Source organism: Microbacterium lacticum, assembly GCF_006716815.1.
In the GTDB taxonomy this organism is placed as follows: domain Bacteria; phylum Actinomycetota; class Actinomycetes; order Actinomycetales; family Microbacteriaceae; genus Microbacterium; species Microbacterium lacticum.
Genome location: NZ_VFPS01000003.1, coordinates 344014 through 362067 on the forward strand (window position 1 = coordinate 344014; position 18054 = coordinate 362067).

General features: G+C 71.2%; 24 protein-coding genes. 20 read left to right on the forward strand and 4 right to left on the reverse strand.

Annotated elements, in window-relative coordinates; translation table 11 throughout:
* Positions 1–69: 69 nt before the first annotated feature.
* The 3 genes from FHX68_RS10360 to FHX68_RS10370 are packed head-to-tail and all read left to right on the forward strand — an operon-like array spanning position 70 to position 1614.
* Positions 70–264, forward strand: coding sequence for an antitoxin VbhA family protein (locus FHX68_RS10360; RefSeq protein ID WP_141381527.1), 195 nt, complete (start codon positions 70–72; stop codon positions 262–264).
* Positions 251–1030 carry a Fic/DOC family protein gene (locus FHX68_RS10365; protein ID WP_141381526.1) on the forward strand — a complete coding sequence of 260 codons (780 nt, stop codon included), beginning with the start codon at positions 251–253 and terminating at the stop codon, positions 1028–1030. Before FHX68_RS10360 ends, FHX68_RS10365 begins: the two co-directional genes overlap by 14 nt.
* Positions 1027–1614: a recombinase family protein gene (locus tag FHX68_RS10370; protein ID WP_141381525.1), complete on the forward strand. Its 588-nt coding sequence runs from the start codon at positions 1027–1029 to the stop codon at positions 1612–1614. The genes FHX68_RS10365 and FHX68_RS10370 overlap by 4 nt, the downstream gene beginning before the upstream one ends.
* Positions 1615–1646: 32 nt before the next feature.
* Here FHX68_RS10370 and FHX68_RS15235 read toward each other — a convergent pair whose 3' ends face one another.
* From FHX68_RS15235 to FHX68_RS10380, 4 genes are all read right to left on the reverse strand, one after another.
* Positions 1647–1835, reverse strand: coding sequence for a hypothetical protein (locus FHX68_RS15235; protein WP_170219063.1), 189 nt, complete (start codon positions 1833–1835; stop codon positions 1647–1649).
* Entirely contained in the window at positions 1832–2059 is a 228-nt protein-coding gene (locus FHX68_RS10375; protein ID WP_141381524.1) for a helix-turn-helix transcriptional regulator, read from the reverse strand. The genes FHX68_RS15235 and FHX68_RS10375 overlap by 4 nt, the downstream gene beginning before the upstream one ends.
* Positions 2060–2183: 124 nt before the next feature.
* The gene (locus tag FHX68_RS15240; protein ID WP_170214306.1) at positions 2184–2324 is read right to left on the reverse strand and encodes a hypothetical protein; all 141 of its coding nucleotides are present in this window, start codon (positions 2322–2324) and stop codon (positions 2184–2186) included.
* Between the two features lie 253 nt (positions 2325–2577).
* Positions 2578–3000, reverse strand: a complete 423-nt coding sequence (locus FHX68_RS10380; RefSeq protein ID WP_229661651.1) for a hypothetical protein — start codon at positions 2998–3000, stop codon at positions 2578–2580.
* A gap of 205 nt (positions 3001–3205) precedes the next feature.
* Here FHX68_RS10380 and FHX68_RS10385 point away from each other — a divergent pair, with 205 nt between their 5' ends.
* The 17 genes from FHX68_RS10385 (at position 3206) to lysS (ending at position 18047) form a co-directional block, all read left to right on the forward strand.
* Positions 3206–3625 (forward strand): MobC family plasmid mobilization relaxosome protein, encoded by a 420-nt coding sequence (locus FHX68_RS10385; RefSeq protein WP_141381523.1) that lies wholly within the window; start codon positions 3206–3208, stop codon positions 3623–3625.
* Positions 3622–5322 carry a relaxase/mobilization nuclease domain-containing protein gene (locus FHX68_RS10390; protein WP_141381522.1) on the forward strand — a complete coding sequence of 567 codons (1701 nt, stop codon included), beginning with the start codon at positions 3622–3624 and terminating at the stop codon, positions 5320–5322. The genes FHX68_RS10385 and FHX68_RS10390 overlap by 4 nt, the downstream gene beginning before the upstream one ends.
* Positions 5323–5334: 12 nt before the next feature.
* Positions 5335–5796 carry a hypothetical protein gene (locus tag FHX68_RS10395; RefSeq protein WP_141920203.1) on the forward strand — a complete coding sequence of 154 codons (462 nt, stop codon included), beginning with the start codon at positions 5335–5337 and terminating at the stop codon, positions 5794–5796.
* The gene (locus FHX68_RS10400; protein ID WP_244926854.1) at positions 5793–6110 is read left to right on the forward strand and encodes an integrase core domain-containing protein; all 318 of its coding nucleotides are present in this window, start codon (positions 5793–5795) and stop codon (positions 6108–6110) included. The genes FHX68_RS10395 and FHX68_RS10400 overlap by 4 nt, the downstream gene beginning before the upstream one ends.
* Before the next feature lie 38 nt (positions 6111–6148).
* Positions 6149–7153, forward strand: coding sequence for a tRNA lysidine(34) synthetase TilS (gene tilS, locus FHX68_RS10405; RefSeq protein WP_170214265.1), 1005 nt, complete (start codon positions 6149–6151; stop codon positions 7151–7153).
* Between the two features lie 45 nt (positions 7154–7198).
* Positions 7199–7750, forward strand: coding sequence for a hypoxanthine phosphoribosyltransferase (gene hpt / locus FHX68_RS10410; protein WP_141381041.1), 552 nt, complete (start codon positions 7199–7201; stop codon positions 7748–7750).
* A 101-nt stretch (positions 7751–7851) separates the two neighbouring features.
* A complete protein-coding gene (gene ftsH, locus FHX68_RS10415) occupies positions 7852–9861 on the forward strand; it encodes an ATP-dependent zinc metalloprotease FtsH (RefSeq protein ID WP_141381040.1) in 2010 nt (669 codons plus the stop codon).
* Between the two features lie 6 nt (positions 9862–9867).
* Positions 9868–10503, forward strand: coding sequence for a GTP cyclohydrolase I (gene folE / locus FHX68_RS10420; RefSeq protein WP_141381039.1), 636 nt, complete (start codon positions 9868–9870; stop codon positions 10501–10503).
* 1 nt (position 10504) lies between these two features.
* Positions 10505–11437, forward strand: a complete 933-nt coding sequence (gene folP / locus FHX68_RS10425) for a dihydropteroate synthase (RefSeq protein WP_141381038.1) — start codon at positions 10505–10507, stop codon at positions 11435–11437.
* Between the two features lie 29 nt (positions 11438–11466).
* On the forward strand, positions 11467–11874 hold the full coding sequence (folB, locus tag FHX68_RS10430; protein ID WP_141381037.1) for a dihydroneopterin aldolase: 408 nt from the start codon (positions 11467–11469) through the stop codon (positions 11872–11874).
* Positions 11871–12431, forward strand: coding sequence for a 2-amino-4-hydroxy-6-hydroxymethyldihydropteridine diphosphokinase (folK, locus tag FHX68_RS10435; protein ID WP_141381036.1), 561 nt, complete (start codon positions 11871–11873; stop codon positions 12429–12431). Before folB ends, folK begins: the two co-directional genes overlap by 4 nt.
* A complete protein-coding gene (locus FHX68_RS10440; protein WP_141381035.1) occupies positions 12428–12919 on the forward strand; it encodes a DUF3180 domain-containing protein in 492 nt (163 codons plus the stop codon). Before folK ends, FHX68_RS10440 begins: the two co-directional genes overlap by 4 nt.
* Complete coding sequence (locus tag FHX68_RS10445; protein ID WP_141381034.1) at positions 12864–13496, forward strand: PH domain-containing protein; 633 nt, start codon at positions 12864–12866, stop codon at positions 13494–13496. Before FHX68_RS10440 ends, FHX68_RS10445 begins: the two co-directional genes overlap by 56 nt.
* A 188-nt stretch (positions 13497–13684) precedes the next feature.
* Complete coding sequence (locus FHX68_RS10450; RefSeq protein ID WP_141381043.1) at positions 13685–15397, forward strand: PH domain-containing protein; 1713 nt, start codon at positions 13685–13687, stop codon at positions 15395–15397.
* The gene (locus FHX68_RS10455) at positions 15394–16098 is read left to right on the forward strand and encodes a Rossmann-like and DUF2520 domain-containing protein (RefSeq protein WP_141381033.1); all 705 of its coding nucleotides are present in this window, start codon (positions 15394–15396) and stop codon (positions 16096–16098) included. Before FHX68_RS10450 ends, FHX68_RS10455 begins: the two co-directional genes overlap by 4 nt.
* 205 nt (positions 16099–16303) lie before the next feature.
* The gene (locus FHX68_RS16165) at positions 16304–16432 is read left to right on the forward strand and encodes a hypothetical protein (protein WP_255314035.1); all 129 of its coding nucleotides are present in this window, start codon (positions 16304–16306) and stop codon (positions 16430–16432) included.
* Positions 16433–16520: 88 nt separating this feature from the next.
* Positions 16521–18047 (forward strand): lysine--tRNA ligase, encoded by a 1527-nt coding sequence (lysS, locus tag FHX68_RS10465; protein ID WP_141381032.1) that lies wholly within the window; start codon positions 16521–16523, stop codon positions 18045–18047.
* Positions 18048–18054 lie beyond the last annotated feature (7 nt).

Sequence of the window (18054 nt, forward strand, 5' to 3'; positions counted from 1 at the left end):
CCCAACTAGTACGTTTTCGGGAGGTGCGGTAGAATGGGTGAAGACGCTAGAGAGCGAGAGGGGCGAGACGTGGCCACTTCGACTGTCACCACGACCACCGAGGCTGAGCGCGAGCGGCGCGTGGCCGAGGGCATCCACAGCGGCGAGATGGAGGGCCTGCACGTGAGCGAGGCCGGCCAGGCCGACGCGGGGGAGTACATCGCCGGCCGCATCGACTCTGACGAGCTGGTAGCTCGCGCTCGCGCCCGCTATGGCATCGCCTGAGTTCGTCGATCCGTACCTCGATCCCGAGACGGGACTGCTGCGGAACAAGTTCGGCGCACGCACGAAGGTCGCCCTCGATGAAGCTGAGGGCGACCTTTCGTTTGCCCGGATGATGCAGCTCATGGACCGGCCGCCGAAGGCAACCGGTGACCTCGACGAGCTGCGCGCGATCCACCGGCACCTGTTCCAGGACGTCTACGAGTGGGCGGGGGAGCTGCGCACCGTCGACATCAAGAAGAACGTCGAGGGTGCCGAGCACTTCCTACCCGTGTCGATGATCGACCGGGCCGCCGGCTTCGCGGCAGCCGAGCTGCGCGAGGACAGCAACCTGCACGGCATGGACCGCGCTCGCTTCATCGAGCGGCTGTCTTACCATTACGACGCGTTCAACTACGTGCACTCGTTCCGGGAGGGCAATGGCCGGACGCAACGAGTGTTCTGGAACCGGATCGCCCGCGACGCCGGATGGCAGCTCGACTGGCGTCAGGTGCACGGGTCGACCAACGACGCGGCATGCCGTGCTGCGTCCGAGCGTCGCGACTTCGGACCGTTGCGGAGCATGTTCGATCAGATCGTCACCAGGGCCACACCGGCCGGCCAGCGAGACGCCGCCTGGCACGCCGCGGAACGTGCGCGGCTGTCGTTCCCCACGAGCGCTACGCGCGCCGCGCAGAGCGGCCCGCAGGGCTCGCCAGGAGCACCCCAAGCACGGGCCGGCTACATGCCCGGAGGCCGATCCGGGATCGAACGAGGGGAGGGGCGATGAGTAACGTCGTCGGTTACGCGCGGGTGTCTCGTCACGATCAGAACCCGGCAGCTCAGGAGGCCGAGCTGCGCGCGGCCGGCGCCGGCCGCGTGTTCGTCGACCACGGCGAGTCCAGCCGCGTGAAGGACCGCCCGCAGTGGCTCGCATGCTTGGACTATCTGCGCCCCGGTGACACGCTCATGGTGCGCCGGCTCGACCGTCTCGCCGGTAGCGAGAAGATGGCCATTGAGACGATCACCGATCTGCATGAGCGGGGCGTGAACATCAAGAGCCTCACCGAGCCGGATATCGACACGACGACCCCGATGGGGCGTGCTCTGTTCGGGATCGTCGCCGTGTTCGCTCAGCTCCGTGTCGACACGATCAGAGAGAACACCGTGCGGGGCCTGGCCCATGAACGCGCTGAGGGGCGCGTGGGAGGCCGCCCCTCGGTGATGACACCAGAACGCACCGCCGCGGCCGCGCGGATGCGGGAGCAGGGCGACAGCATCATGCAGATCGCGACCGTGCTCGGCGTCGGCAAGTCATCGGTCGCGCGGGCTCTCGCGAAGCACGACGAGAGCCAACCCGTGGCAGCGTCCTAACTGCTGCTGGGCCTGCTCCAGACAGAGGACGCTTACCGACCTCGTAGGCGTGCGCTGTTGGATACTGCCAGGTAGGTGGCGACACCTAGTGCGGTCGCGATGCTGACGGCAACGATGATGGGGAAGTTCCCATTGACCCAGAGTGCGGCGAAGAGGAAGAACGCGGCGACGAACAAGCCAGACATCACGGGCGCGAGCGCGGTGCTGAGCCTCGATTTCATACCCCCATCGTATTCTTTGGCGCCGCGGTTGGCGAGGGTTCCGCTTGGTCAACGCGCTGATCGGCCGTGTCGTCGCTGAGCCAGTCTGCGACTTCGGAGGTGAGGTAGCGGATCGTGCGCGGCGTGAGGGTGATGTAGGCGGGGCCGCGGCCCTCGTCGCGGAGTCGTTTGAGGTCGCGCACGTCGACGCCGAGCTGCGCGGCCAGCTCGCCGGGAGTGAGCATCTTGGGACGCTTGTGAGGGCCGGTCACTGGCACGATTCGCACCCCGTCTCCTCGGCCGGATCGACCGGCACCAGGTAGCCGTCGACCGCTGCGACGTCGGCCGCGCTCTGCTGCTGGCCGGGCATCAGTCGGCGTCCTTGGTGAGGGTGTCGACGACGGTCACCAGCTGATCCCGCTCCGCCACGTTGCGAAGTAGCCGCGGCCGATCCTCGTCCCTCGACGGGAGCGTGGTCGTGATCGTCGTGAAAGAAACCAGAGTGCTCATCGTGACGTCCTCTCCTTTGTGTGTGTCCGTCCGAAAGTGGGAAGTTCGGCGCATGCGCCGAGCTGCCTGCTTTCGGCGGAACACTTGCCGCCTTGCACGCAGTGGAGAGGCGGTCAAGGGGAGCCCGCAGGGCTCTCCCGGAGGGACGCGAAGCGCCCTTGACGGGCTCGGAGCGGAGTGCAACCCCGCATCGCGGGGGAACGCAACAGGCCCCGCACCGGAAGCCAGTAGCGGGGCCTGAGAGACGAACGAATCAGCCGACCGGCACAGCCTCCTCGGTCGACGTCTCGGCAGGCTCGGGCGTCGCCCTCGGAGCCGCAGGCTTACGCGCTGCGCGTCGCTTCACGCGCGCCTTTTTCTCGGGCTCGGGCAGGCCGATCTTGCGAAGCTCGTCGACACTCCACCCGGCGCTCTGCGCGGCGTTGTACGCGCGCACGTCGTCGCGCTCGGCATCCGCGATCCGATCTGCGATCCGTGCTTGCAGATCGGCCAGCTCGCGGGCCGTCTCCTCCTGCACATCGACGAGACGCTGTCGCGCCTCCGCGACCGCCCGAACCGCATTCAGCCGATCATCCTGTAGACGACGGGCGCGCTCGATTGCTTCCTCTGGTGTCAGTTGCGTAGCCATGCGTCCATCGTACGAATCACACACGTTCCCGTCGATCGTCACTGTCATCGAAAGAACTGGCCGCGGCGAAGCCGCGACCACTCCCGTCTGTCGACGTGAGCGATCCTGAGAGGCGTCTCACATGGAGCAAGCTATACAATCAGGTGCCCTGATTGGCTTGACCGTCTCGACAGGGGTCGGAGGGTGCGGCACACTAGACGTGTGGTCCCCGGTGATCCGGGGTCGCTGCGCTGGGCAGAGAGAGGGTGACGAGATGGCGGACGCGGAGGCCGATGGCGGCACGTCTCGCGACGGCCAGAAGCGTCGGCGCCGTGTCGCGGGTGGGCGTCAGCACCGTCACGTTGTGAAGGTGACGCCCGAGGAGGAAGGGCAGCTCTACTCTCTGGCGTTGCAGTACAAGGTGAGCGTTCCCAAGCTCCTCGTCGATTCGGCGCTCGCGGGCGGAGCGGCCGAGGCTGCGACGAACGCGAGCGTGCGGCACGAGGTCATCGCTCAGATGTTCTCGACGTATCGCCTGCTGGCGACGATCGCGAACAACGTGAACCAGATGGCGAAGGCCACGAACGCGACCGGAGAGACGCAGGCGGAGATAGTGGCGACGCTGCGCAAGGTGCGCGAGGTTGCCGACCGGATCGACGCTTTCGTCGACGAGCTGAGCGGTGCTAGCTCGTGATGCCGAACGTGACCCGCGGCGATCGCATGTCGGGTCTACTGACCTACCTCGCCGGTCCTGGCCGGTCGAACGAGCACGCCGAGCCGCACCTGGTCGCGGGCGACTCTGCGGTGATGGCGTGGCACGATGACGCCGAGCTGGGACGTGACGCTGCGCTGTCGATCGCGCGGCACCTCGACAAGCCGCGCGCGGCGTTCGGCGTCGACGTTCCGGGCGGCCCCGTGTGGCATTGCTCACTCTCTCTGCGCGCTGAGGAAGGGCTGCGCACGGACGAGGAGTGGCGCGATATCGCGAACGATTTCGTCAAGGCAATGGAGTTCGACGACCCGGACAACCCGCGTGCCCCGTGCCGGTGGGTTGCGATCCGGCACGGTGTGTCGACGAACGGGAACGACCACATTCACATCGCCGTGAACCTCGTGCGCGAGGACGGCACGAAGGCATCCGTTCACAATGACTTCCACCGCGCCCAGGTCGCCGCCCGCGCGCTCGAAGTCAAGTACGGGTTGGAGCAGTTGGAGTCGTCGCAGGCCGAACGTTCGACGCGCGGTTACGACCCCGCTGAGCGTGAGGCTCAGGCGCGCTCCCGCGCTCGCGCGAAGTACGAGCGCGACCGCACCACGGCGTCGTCGACGGCGCCCGCGTGGGAGCTGCTGGACGGCGCGGATCGGCAGGCGCGCATCGCGTCCGAGCTGCGCGCGGATCAGCCTCGCCAGATGCTCGCCGTGAAGGTCCGTGGGTGCGCGACCGCCGCGAGCGACGAGGGCGAGTTCGTACGCCGGATGCGCCGCTCGGGGTTGCTGGTGCGGCCCCGGTTCGCGGACGGCCGCACGGACGTCATCACCGGCTACTCGGTGGCAGAGCGCCCCCAGGCCGGCGAGCGTCCCATCTGGTACGGCGGCGGTCATCTCGGCCGTGACCTGACCCTCCCGCGACTGCGGGACGGGTGGCCGGATACACCCACAGGAGCGAGCGACGCGGCCGCCGAGTGGAACGCAGCGAAGCGCGGCCGGCGGGTCGTGGCACCCGGCCAGGAGGCACACGAGCCCGACCCCGAGCTGTGGTCACGGCGCAACGACGAGCTGCGCGAGCTGGTCGACCGGATGCGCTCAGTCCCGGTCGACGATAGGGACACGTGGGCGACAGTCGCACGACAAACGGCCGGCGCGTTCGCGGCATGGTCGAATGCGACCGAGGAGACGCCCGGCGACCTCGCCGCAGCGTCGGAGGCGCTGTCTCGTTCCGCTCAGACCTACGGCCGCACCGTGCGCCCGCATCAGGCACGCACGACCGCCATCTCCGATGCGGCGATGCTGCTGGCCAGCGCTGCCCGAGGCGGTCAGGGAACGGTCGCGCAGGCGGCGATGATTCGTCAGCTCCTCCGACTCGCCCAGGCCGTCTACGAGGCGTCTGTGGCCGCTCAGCAAGCCCGGCAGGCTCGCCTCCTTGCGGAGGACGTCCGGCCACGTCTGACGCGCGTGAGGGACGCTCTGCCGGCGCCGGCAACAGCGGGCGCCGTGGCCACGGCCGAGCGAACGCGGACGCTGGACCCGGAGACTCAGGCGATGTTGGATCGGCTGCAAGCAGGCCAGGCGAAGCCGGCGGCGGAGGCGGGCTCGCCGCTGCCGAATCCGATCGAGCCGGCACGGCCACGAGAGACGACAGGACCGGGCGCAGATCGCGGCCCGGAGCGATAGAGGAAGGGGCCGATGATGGTCGACGACACAGACGGGATCGAGGAAGCGATCACCGGGCAGATTCGCGTCGCGGTAACCGCGGCCGCGCAGGTTGGCCAGGCGATCGCACGCGCCCGAGAGGAAGCGCTGCGCAAGGCCGCCGCGGCCGACGAGCGTCAGGCGCGCGAGCTGCGCTCCCGGCTGGACGCTGAGCGCGGGGCGGCACGCGCGGAGGTCGCCCAGGTGAACCGCTCGGAGTGGTGGGACAACTCGACCCCTGAGCAGATCGGGCACACCTATCAGGTGGCCCGCGCCTGGCGCGGAGAGGATTCGGAGATCTCCCGCGCCGAGCAGCGCATGAACGACGAGCTGCGATCGCGCTACGGGATCGACCCGGAGGACACCGGGGCGAACGCTCAGGACGTGAGCCGGCTGATCCGCCTGCGGCCGGGGTCCTCAAACGCACGATCACGTTCTACGCGCGCCTGGGCGTGAGGGTCGAACGGGTCATCAGCGACAACGCGTTCGCCTACCGCCACTCCGCCGCGTTCAAAGCCGTGATCGACACGCACGCCATCAAGCAGCGCTTCATCAAGCCGCACTGCCCCTGGACCAACGGGAAAATGGAACGCCTGAACCGCACTCTCGCCACCGAGTGGGCCTACGCCCGCCCCTGGACCTCCAACGACGACCGCAGAGCAGGCTTGACGACCTGGCTCGACCACTACAACCTAGACAGAGCCCACCTCGGCATCGGCGGCAAGACCCCCATCGACCGAATCAACAACGGTCGAGGCCAGTACACCTAGCCGCGGCGGCCGGCCCGGCCGGGGCTAGCGTGGGAGGCATGGAGCACCGCCCGGGTCTCGACCCCGCCACCGCCGAGATCCGCCGCGCCGTGCGCGCGGCGCTGCAGAGCGTCGGCGGACCGGTGCTCGTCGGGCTGTCCGGGGGCGCCGACTCCCTCGCGCTCGCCGCCGCGGTCGCGTTCGAGGCGCCGAAGGCGGGCATCGCGGCGCACGCGGTCGTGATCGACCACGGCCTGCAGGAGGGCTCCGACCGGGTCGCGGCGCGCGCCGTCGGCACGGCGCAGCAGCTCGGGCTCAACGCCCATGCCGTGCGCGTCGAGGTCGCCGCACCCGAGGGCAACGGCGGCCCCGAGGCATCCGCCCGCGACGCCCGCCGCGCGGCACTGCTCGACGCCGCGCGCGCGGCAGGCGCCGTCGCGGTGCTCCTCGCCCACACCCTCGACGACCAGGCCGAGACCGTGCTCATCGGCCTCGCCCGCGGATCGGGGGCGGCGAGCCTCGGCGCCATGGCGCCGGAGCGGGAAGAAGAGGGCATCCGCATCCTGCGCCCCCTCCTCGACCTCCGCCGCACGCAGACCCGTTCGTCCTGCGCCGCGCTCGGCCTTCCGGTCTGGGAAGACCCGCACAACCTCGACCGCCGCTTCCTCCGGGTGCGGGTGCGGCAGGACGTCATGCCCGTGCTCGAGGCCGAACTCGGCCCGGGCGTCGCCGACGCCCTCGCCCGCACGGCGGAGCAGCTGCGCGAGGATGCCGCGGCGTTCGCCGACATGATCGACGAGACCATCGAAGACATCGTCGAGCACGCCGAAGCCGGCATCGCCGTGTCGGTGCCGGCGCTGGCAGCGAACCCGCCGGCCCTTCGTCACCGCATCATCCGGCACGTCGTGGCGAGCGAATTCGGCGTCTCGCTCACCCGCAGCCAGACCCTCGAGGTCGCGCGCCTGGTCACCGACTGGCGCGGGCAGGGCCCGATCGACCTGCCCGGCTGCCGCGCGGCGCGCGAAGGCACGCGCCTCGTCTTCACCACCCGGATGCCCGTCTGAAGCGCCGCGGCACGACCTCTGGCATCCGTCGCCTAAAATCGTGGAATGCGCGCGGCCGACATCGCTGACCAGCTGACCACCGTCCTCGTCACCGAGGAGGAGATCCACGCGAAGCTCGAAGAGCTCGCCCGCCGGGTCGAAGCCGACTACGCGGGCAAGGATCTGCTGCTGATCGGGGTGCTCAAGGGCGCGGTCATGGTCATGAGCGACTTCGCGCGCATGCTCACCCGCGACATCACGATGGACTGGATGGCCGTGTCGTCGTACGGCGCCGGCACCAAGTCGAGCGGCGTCGTGCAGATCCGCAAAGACCTCGACACCGACCTCACCGGCAAGCACGTGCTCATCGTCGAGGACATCATCGACTCGGGGCTCACCCTCTCGTGGCTGCTCGAGAACTTCGCCTCCCGCGGGGCGGCCTCGATCGAGATCCTGGCCCTCCTTCGCAAGCCCGCCGCCGCCAAGGTCGAGATCGACAGCCGCTACGTCGGCTTCGACATCCCGACCGACTTCGTCGTGGGCTACGGCCTCGACTTCGACGAGCGCTACCGCAACCTCCGCGACGTCGCGGTGCTCGCGCCGCACGTCTACAGCTGAGCCGCCCGCCCGCAGGCGCCCTCGCCCCCGCCCCGCTCGCGGTTCGCCTGTGGCGAATGCACAGACGCGCCATAGTCGGGCCGGGGTAGCCTGATCGCACCATGGATTTCAAGAAGCTCACGCGCAACCCGTTCGTCTACGTGTTGCTGATCGGCGCGCTGCTGCTCGCCGGCATGACGCTTATCTCGTCGCTGACGGGCGCGAAGCAGATCACCACCCAGGAGGGTCTGACGCTGCTGAAGGGCGGCACCGTCACCGAGGTGACCAACACCGATGGCGACCAGCGCGTGGACATGACGCTCTCGAGCGAGTACGAGGGCGCCACGCAGGTGCAGTTCTACTACGTCGGCGCGCGCTCCGATGAGGTCGTGGCGGCGATCGACGCCGCCGACCCGTCCGACGGCTTCAACGACGTGGTGCCGCGCACGACGTTCTTCGAGAGCATGATCTCGCTCCTGCTGCCACTGCTGCTGCTGGGCCTGCTGTTCTGGTTCTTCTTCTCGGCCGCGCAGGGCGGCAACAGCAAGGTCATGCAGTTCGGCAAGTCGCGCGCGAAGCTCGTGACCAAGGAGACGCCGACGGTCACCTTCGCCGACGTCGCCGGTGCCGACGAGGCGATCGAAGAGATGCAGGAGATCAAGGACTTCCTGAAGGACCCGTCGAAGTTCCAGGCGGTCGGGGCGCGCATTCCGAAGGGCGTGCTGCTGTATGGCCCTCCCGGAACGGGCAAGACCCTGCTCGCGCGGGCCGTCGCCGGCGAGGCGGGTGTGCCGTTCTACTCGATCTCGGGCTCTGACTTCGTCGAGATGTTCGTGGGTGTCGGCGCGAGCCGCGTGCGCGACCTGTTCAACCAGGCGAAAGAGAACTCGCCCGCCATCATCTTCATCGACGAGATCGACGCCGTCGGCCGCCACCGCGGCGCCGGCATGGGCGGCGGTCACGACGAGCGCGAGCAGACCCTCAACCAGATGCTCGTCGAGATGGACGGCTTCGACCCGAAGGTCAACGTGATCGTCATCGCGGCGACCAACCGCCCCGACATCCTCGACCCGGCCCTGCTGCGCCCCGGCCGCTTCGACCGTCAGATCGGTGTGGATGCCCCGGATCTCAAGGGCCGTCAGAAGATCCTCGAGGTGCACGGCCGCGGCAAGCCGCTGTCGCCCTCGGTCGACCTCTCGGTCATCGCCCGGAAGACACCCGGGTTCACCGGCGCCGACCTCGCCAACGTGCTGAACGAAGCGGCGCTCCTCACGGCGCGTTCGAACGCGCAGCTGATCGACATGCGCGCCCTCGACGAGGCGATCGACCGCGTCATCGCCGGCCCGCAGCGCCGCACCCGCGTGATGAAGGACCGCGAGAAGCTCATCACCGCCTACCACGAGGGCGGTCACGCGCTCGCGGCCGCGGCGATGAACAACACCGACCCGGTCACGAAGGTCACGATCCTGCCGCGCGGCAAGGCGCTCGGCTACACGATGGTTCTGCCGCTCGAGGACAAGTACTCGGTGACGCGCAACGAGCTGCAGGACCAGCTCGCCTATGCGATGGGCGGCCGCGTCGCCGAAGAGGTCGTCTTCCACGATCCGACCACCGGGGCATCCAACGACATCGAGAAGGCCACGGGTATCGCCCGCAAGATGGTCACCGAGTACGGCATGACCACCGAGGTCGGCCCCGTCAAGCTCGGCTCGTCGTCGGGCGAGGTGTTCATGGGCCGCGACATGGGTCACGGCCGCGACTTCTCCGAGCGCATCGCCGAGCGGGTCGATCAGCAGGTGCGCCTGCTGATCGAGCAGGCGCACAACGAGGCGTACGAGGTCATCAACGCGAACCGCGACGTGCTCGATCGCCTCGCCCTCGCGCTCCTCGAGAAGGAGACCCTCGACCACCTCGAGCTCGCCGAGATCTTCACCGACGTCAAGAAGCTGCCGCCCCGTCCGCAGTGGCTTTCGAGCAGCGACCGCCCCGTCTCGACCCTGCCGCCGGTCGAGGTGCCGCGCCGGCAGGACGAGGCCGGGCTCGCCGCCTCGGCCGCCGCCGTTCCCGAGCAGGTCGCCGGCACGGCTCCCGCGCGCCATCAGGCGGGCCAGGCGAGACCGGCGACCGCCTAAGCCGCCGTGGCCGTCGACCGTGAGCGTGTCGCCGCCGCCGTGCGGGAGATCCTCGCGGCGATCGGCGAGGATCCCGGCCGTCCGGGGCTGAAGGCGACCCCGCAGCGCGTCGCCGACGCCTACGCGGAGTTCTTCGCCGGCGTCGGTGAGGATGCCGCGGCCCCCCTCGCCCACACCATCTCGGTGTCTCGGGGGCCGGCTCCTGACACCCTTCCCTCCGGGGCGGTGGTGCTCCGCGACATCCGGTTCCGCTCGGTGTGCGAGCACCATCTGCTGCCGTTCGCCGGTCGCGCGCACATCGCCTACCTGCCCGGCGAGCAGGTGGTGGGACTCGGGGCGCTGCCGAAGGTCGTCGACGTGCTGTCCGCACGCCCGCAGGTGCAGGAGCGTCTCGGCGAGCAGATCGCCGACACCATCGCGGGGGCTCTCGACGCGCGCGGCGTGCTCGTCGTGCTGAGCGCCCACCACGAGTGCGTCACGATGCGCGGGGGCCGCCAGCCCGACGCGGCGACCGTCACGATCGCCGCGCGCGGAGAGCTCGCCGAGCCCGCGGCGCGCGCCGAGATCATGCTGCTGATCAGCGTCGGCGACGGCGCCGAGAGCGCCGCCGACGACTCCCGCGACGGTGGGACGGGCGGCTGAGATGACCGTCATCATGGGGATCGTCAACGTCACGCCCGACTCGTTCAGCGACGGCGGTCGCTACCTCGACTCCGACGCGGCGATCGCGCACGGACTCGCCTTGCGCGCCGCGGGCGCCGGCGTGCTCGATGTCGGCGGAGAGTCGACCCGGCCGGGCGCCGAGCCCGTCGACGCCGCGCTCGAGCAGGAGCGGATTCTCCCCGTCGTCGCGGGGCTCGTCGCGGCCGGCGCCGTCGTCAGCATCGACACGATGCACGCGTCGACCGCGCTCGCCGCCGTCGCCGCGGGGGCGAGCATCGTCAACGACGTGTCGGGCGGTCTCGCCGACCCCGACATGCTGCCCGCCGTCGCGTCGACGGGGGCCGACATCGTGCTGCAGCACTGGCGGGGGCCGTCGACCGACATGTACGCGCGCGCCGGCTACGCCGACCTCGCCGCCGAGCTGACCGGCGAACTCGAAGCGCGCCTGCGCGCGGCCGCGACCGCGGGAATCTCGCCCGACCGAGTGATCCTCGACCCGGGCATCGGGTTCGGCAAGCGCGGCGCGCAGAACTGGCAGGCCCTCCGCGCGCTCGACCGTGTGATCGCGCTCGGCCCGCGCGTGCTCGTCGGCACGAGCCGCAAGCGCTTCCTCGCCGAAGTGCTGACGGATGCTGAGGCCACCGCGACGGCGGCTGCCGGGGCCCCGGGCGATGCGCCCTCCGCCGATGCCGCGCCGGTCGATGCCGCACGGCTCGATGCCGCTCGGCTCGACCTCGCGACCGCGGTGACGAGCGTGCTCGCCGCACAGGCCGGGGTCTGGGCGGTGCGGGTGCACGACGTGGCCGCGACCCGCGACTCGCTCGCCGTCGCGCACGCGTGGAACGCGGGTGTTCCAGCGGAGACGACGGACGCTCGGGCGCGCACGGCCGACGCGCGGGGCGGCATGAGATGACCGGCGAACGACAGAACACAGGAGGAGACGTGGACGTCATCGACGAGATCACGCTGACGGGGGTGCGCGCGTTCGGCCGGCACGGCGTCTATGCCGAGGAGCGCGAGCGCGGGCAGGACTTCGTGGTCGATGCGACTCTGTTCGTCCAGACCGCGCGCGCCGCGGCATCCGATGACGTCACCGACACGATCCACTACGGCGAGGCGGCCGAGCGGATCGCCGAGATCGTCGCGGGGGAGCCCGTGAACCTGCTCGAGACGCTCGCCGGGCGCATCGCGGGCGACCTGCTCGCGCGGCCCGGCGTCGAGCGCGTGGCCGTGACGGTGCACAAGCCGCAGGCGCCGATCCCGGTGCCGTTCGCCGACGTCGCGGTCACGATCCGCCGGTCGAAGCCGGTGGATGCCGCGCCGCTGTCGCCGACGGAGGTGGCGCGGTGAACCGCCGGCTCGCGCAGGGCTATCAGGGCGATGCCCCCGCCCGCCCGTCCGACGAGACCATCGCCGTCGTCGCGCTCGGCGCGAATCTCGGCGACCGCGCCGCCACGATCGACGAGGCGCTGCGCGACCTCGCCCGGCTGCCGCTGACCACGGAGGTCGTCGCCGCCGCGCCGATCGAGTCGGTCGCGCTCACGCCGGAGGGGCCGGATGCCTCGGCTCCCGCCTACCTCAACACGGTCGCGCTCCTCACCACCCGTCTCGCGCCGAGCGTGCTGCTCGGGTATCTGCACGCGATCGAAGCGCGCCACGGGCGTCCTGCCCGCACCGCCGACCAGCCGCGCTGGCAGGATCGCACGCTCGACCTCGACCTCATCGCGTACGGGGACGTGCGGAGCGCCGACCCCGCGCTGACCCTGCCGCATCCGCGGGCCGCGGAGCGCGACTTCGTGCTCGCGCCGTGGCTGACGGTCGACCCCGATGCGGTGCTGCCGGGTGTCGGCCGGGTCGACGACCTGCTCGCGAGGCTCCGGGCCTCCGACTCGGCGGACGGCGCATGAGGCGCACGAGCGCGGGAGCGCTGATCGTCGCGGCCCTCATCGGCGGCGTCGTCGGATTCGGCATCGACCAGCTGTTGACCGGCGCGGGGCGGGCGACCTTCACGCCGTCGCTGCTGCTGCCGGTGCTGCTCGTGCTGCTGGGCGCGGCGACCGTCGCCTTCGCGCTGCCGATCCGCCGCGCGATCACGGGCCGGAGCGCCGAACCGATCGACCCGTTCCGCGCCGTGCGCGTGGCGATGCTGGCCAAGGCATCCAGCGTCGTGGGCGCGGTGATCGCAGGTCTCGCGGCCGGACTGCTCGTGTTCCTGCTCACCCGGCCCGTCGCCCCCGTAGGCTCGACGGTGGCGGTGATCGCGACGCTCGTCGGCGCGCTCGTGCTGCTCGCGGCGGCACTCGTGGCCGAGCACCTGTGCACCATCCGGAAGGACGACGATGACGAACGACCCGGACCAGACGAGCCCGGACTCGGTCTCTCCCACCACGACTGACGCGCTCGACGCGGGCACGCCTGCGGCGTCGGACTCGCGCGCGACGGACGCGCTCGACGCGGGCACGTACGACCGCGTACTCGAACCGCGGAGCGAGAACCGGCTGCCGCTCGGCGACGGCGTCTGGCATCAGATCTCGCGGCGCTACATCGCGGTGCAGCTGATCTCGACGGGCGCGTTCCTCGCGCTCGTCGTCGCGGCCGCGCTCGTGTTCTGGCTCGTGCTCGGGCAGGTATGGATCCTCATCCCCGCCGCGATCGTGATCGTGATCACCCTCTGGACGCTCGCGATCCTGCCGCGGCAGGCCCGCGCGTACGGCTATCAGCTGCGCGCCGACGACCTCGTGTTCCGCCGGGGCATCCTCTGGCAGCGGATGGTCGCCGTGCCCTACGGCCGCATGCAGCTCGTCGACATCACCCACGGGCCGCTCGACCGCGCCTTCGGTATCGCGCAGCTGAAGCTCGTCACGGCCGCCGCCGCGACCGGCGTCACCATTCCGGGGCTCAGTCAGCAGGGCGCCGAGCAGCTGCGCGACACCCTCATCGCCGTCGCCGAGACCCGCCGGACCGGCCTGTGAGCGATCCTTCGGCAGACGGGGGCGCCGCTCCCGCATCGGGCGCGGCGGCGGGTTCCGGCGCGCCGGCGCCCGGGCCCGGGCTCGGCCCGGGGTCCGACCTCGGGCACGGGCTCGGCCCGGGGCGCGACCTCGACATCGACGCCGAGCGGGGCGTCGACGGGCACCTGGCGCCGTCGGCCGTCGCCGAAGTGCGCTCGCCGCTCAGCGACGGGCAGTGGCACCGGCTGCATCCGCTCACTCCGGTGCTGCGCGGCGGGCTCTTCCTGATCGTCGTGATGGGCATCGTCATCACGAACCTCCGCGACCGGATCGTCGTGTGGCTGCTGCCCGGCCTCGCCGAGTGGGAGCGGTACGAGGGCGGCGACCCGGTCGACTACGTGTGGCAGAACAACCTGTGGCTCGCGGCCGGGCTCGGTGTGCTCGGGGTGCTGCTGATCCTCCTCGGCATCTTCTGGCTGTCGTGGCGCTTCCACACCTTCCGCATCACCGGCGACGACGTCGAGGTGAGAAGCGGGGTGCTCTTCCGCACGCAGCGCCGCGCGCCGCTCGACCGCGTGCAGGGCGTCAACCTCACCCGTCCGATGGTCGCGCGCCTGCTGGGCGCGGCGAAGCTCGAGGTCGTCGGGGCGGGCATGGATGCCAACGTCAAGCTCGAGTACCTGTCCACCGCCAATGCCGAAGCCGTCCGCGCCGACATCCTGCGCCTCGCGTCGGGTCGGAGGCTCGCGGCCGCGCAGACGGCCGAACGCCGCGGCGTCCCGATCACGCGCGCGGCAGCGGGCGCCGTCAGCGCGGGGATCACGGGGCTGATCGACGGCGTCGACGCCGATGCTGTCGAACCGGCATCCGTCGTGCACATCCCCACCGGGCGTCTGATCGCCTCGCACCTGCTCTCGGGGGCGACGATCTGGCTGCTCGCGCTGATCGCCGCGGTGGTCGTCGGATCGATCGTCGGCACGCCGTGGGTGCTGTTCACCCTCGTGCCGACGATGATCGGATTCGGCGCGTACTGGTTCCGGTCGATCACGCGGTCGCTGCGCTACTCGATCGCGCCGACTTCGGCGGGGGTCCGCATCACGTTCGGGTTGTTCACGACGATCACCGAGACGCTGCCGCCGGGGCGCGTGCACGCGTTCGAGGTGCATCAGCCGCTGCTCTGGCGCCCGTTCGGGTGGTGGTCGATCCGCGTGAACCGGCTGTCGGGCCGAGCGGCGAGCGACACCCAGTCGCAGCTGTTCGCCGACGTGCTGCCGGTGGGCAGCACCGACGACGTGGAGCGCGTGCTGCGCCTGTTCCTCCCCGACCTGACCCACGACGAGGCCGCCGCGCTCATCGCCGACGGGATGCAGGGCACGGGGCGGGCGGGGGAGTCGGGGGAGTCGGGTCGCGACGGGGTGCGGGGCGATGCCGACGTCGCCCCCGGCGGTGTCGACGGTGCGTCGGGCGATGTCGACGCCGGCGCACGCGACCCGTACACGACCACGCCGCGCCGCGCCTGGTGGCTGCGCCCGCTGTCGTGGCGCCGCAACGGCCTGCTGCTCGCGCGCGGCGCGCTGCTGCTGCGGCGGGGCGTGCTGCGGCGGGCGCTGATCATCCTGCCGCTCGCCCGCCTGCAGTCGGTGCGCATCTCGCAGGGTCCGGTCGATCGCGCGCTGCGCGTCGCGAACCTCACCGGCCACACCGTGCTCGGGCAGGTGTCGGGCGCGATCGGCATCATCGACCGCGACGACGCGCTCCTCGCGTGGCAGCAGGTCGAGGCGGCGGCGATCGCCGAGGCCGCCTCCGACCGGTCGCACCGGTGGGACGAGGCGGCCGCCTTCGTGGATGCGGCGGAAGATCGCCTCATCCAGGGCGACCAGATGCAGGCGGGCGGCGTGCAAGCCCGGGAGGAGGAGCGGTGAATCAGGCGAGCAGACTCGGCGTCGGGATCATCGGCGCGGGCCGGGTCGGTCCCGTGATCGGGGCGGCGCTGGCCGGGGCGGGGCACGCGCTGACGGGCATCACCGCGAGCTCCGATCCCGATCGCGTCGAGGCGATCCTGCCGGGAGTGCCGGTGCTGCCCGCCGACGAGGTGGCACGGCGGAGCGAACTCGTGATCGTCGCCGTGCCGGGCGCCGAGCTCGCCGCAGTCGTCGCCGGTCTCGCCGAGGTCGGCGCGTGGCAGCCCGGGCAGCTCGTGCTGCACACAGATCCGGCGCACGGCGCGGGGGTGCTCGCGCCCGCGGCATCCCGCGGCGCCATTCCGCTCGCCGTGCACCCGGCCATCGCGTTCACCGGTACGACGATCGACCTCCGGCAGCTGCGCGAGGCGTTCGCCGCCGTCACCGCGCCGGCCGCCGTGCTGCCCATCGCGCAGGCGCTCGCCGTCGAGCTCGGCTGCGAGCCCGTCGTCGTCGCCGAGGAAGACCGTGCCGCCTACGGCGAGGCGATCGCGACGGCGACCGAGTTCTCGGCATCCATCGTCCGGCAGGCGGCGCGTCTGCTCGAGGATGCCGGGGTTCCCGCCCCCGGTCGCTACCTCGCGCCGCTCGTGCACTCGACGGCCGAGCGCGCCCTCGTCGAGGCGGGCGACGGCGCCCCCGCCGACGACGACCTGCCGTAGCCGCGGCGGCGGTGCGCCGCATCCCGCCGACTTGTGGACACTCGTGGCGGGGTCGACGCGGCCCAGGCCGCCACACGTGGCCAGGAGTCGCTCGAACGGGGGTTCTTCCTCGCCTCGCTCTCGTATGCGGCCGTCGAGCGGGCCCGCGACACGCCACCGCGCGGCCGCGCCGCGGCGGACGGTGCGAGCGGATACCGGCCTGGTGATGTCGCCGACGGGCCGCGTCGCGTATGCCGTGCTCGTCAACTGGCCTTCGGGTGCTCCCGCGCGCGACGAAGCGCTCGCCGTCATGCGCACGGCCGGTGATGTCCTGCGGAGCTGGCTTCGGGGCTGAGTAGTGCACTGCCGCGGACACGTCGGGCGGGCCGACCTCGCGAGGCGGCCCCGGTAGGATCGGAGGCGACTTTCGAGGAGCCCCACCCATGACCGATGCGCCCGCATCCGCGCCCAGCGACGTCCCCGCCGACGACGACGTTCACGAGCAGAAGGCGGTGCGGCTCGGCAAGCGTGATCGGCTGATCGCCGAGCGGGTGGATGCCGCGGGCGGCGCCTATCCCGTCGCCGTGCCCGTCACCGACACGATCCCGGCGCTGCGCGCCCGGTTCGCCGAGCTCGAAGCGGGCGACGAGACCGGCGTGACCGCGTCGGTCGCCGGACGGGTGGTCTTCAGTCGCAACACCGGCAAGCTGTGCTTCGCGTCGCTGCAGTCGGGCGACGGCTCGCGCATCCAGGCGATGGTCTCGCTCGCCGAGGTGGGCGAGGAGTCGCTGCAGGCGTGGAAGGAGCTCGTCGACCTCGGCGACCACGTCTCTGTCACCGGTCAGGTGATCTCGAGCCGCCGCGGCGAGCTGTCGATCATGGTGTCGGACTGGGCGATCGCCTCGAAGGCGCTTCTGCCGCTGCCGAACCTGCACACCGAGCTCTCCGAGGAGGGCCGGGTGCGCTCGCGCTTCCTCGACCTGATCGTCCGCGACCAGGCGCGCGACAGCGTCATCGCGCGGGCGAAGGCGAACGCCTCGCTGCGTCGCACGTTCGACGAGCACGGCTTCCTCGAGGTCGAGACGCCGATGCTGCAGATCCAGCACGGCGGCGCCGCGGCACGGCCGTTCGTCACCCGCTCCAACGCGTTCGACGCCGATCTCTACCTGCGGATCGCCCCCGAGCTCTTCCTCAAGCGCGCCGTCGTGGGCGGCATCGACCGCGTGTTCGAGATCAACCGCAACTTCCGCAACGAGGGCGCCGACTCGACCCACAGCCCCGAGTTCGCGATGCTCGAGGCCTACCAGGCCTACAGCGATTACAACGGCATCGCCGACCTCACGCAGGAGCTCATCCAGAACGCCGCCGTCGCGGTTGCCGGCTCCACCACCGTGACCTGGGCCGACGGCACCGAGTTCGACCTCGGCGGGCAGTGGGAGCGCCTCTCGATGTACGGCTCGCTGTCCGAGGCATCCGGCCGCACGATCACCCCCGAGACCCCGCTCGACGTGCTGCGCGCGCTCGCCGCGGAGGTCGGCGTCGAGGTGCCCGAGAAGGTCGCGACGCACGGCAAGTACGTCGAGGAGCTGTGGGAGCACTTCGTCAAGGGCTCGCTCGAGCGTCCGACGTTCGTGATGGACTTCCCGCTCGACACCTCACCGCTCGTGCGTGAGCACCGCACGATCCCGGGCGTCGTGGAGAAGTGGGACCTGTACGTCCGCGGCTTCGAGCTGGCGACCGGATACTCCGAGCTCGTCGACCCCGTCATCCAGCGCGAGCGGTTCGTCGAGCAGGCGAAGCTCGCCGCGCGCGGCGACGACGAGGCGATGCGCGTCGACGAGGAGTTCCTGCGCGCCCTCGAGCATGGCATGCCGCCCACCGGGGGCATGGGCATGGGCATCGACCGGCTGCTGATGGCCCTCACGGGTCTCGGCATCCGCGAGACGATCCTCTTCCCGCTCGTCAAGTAGCGCCCGC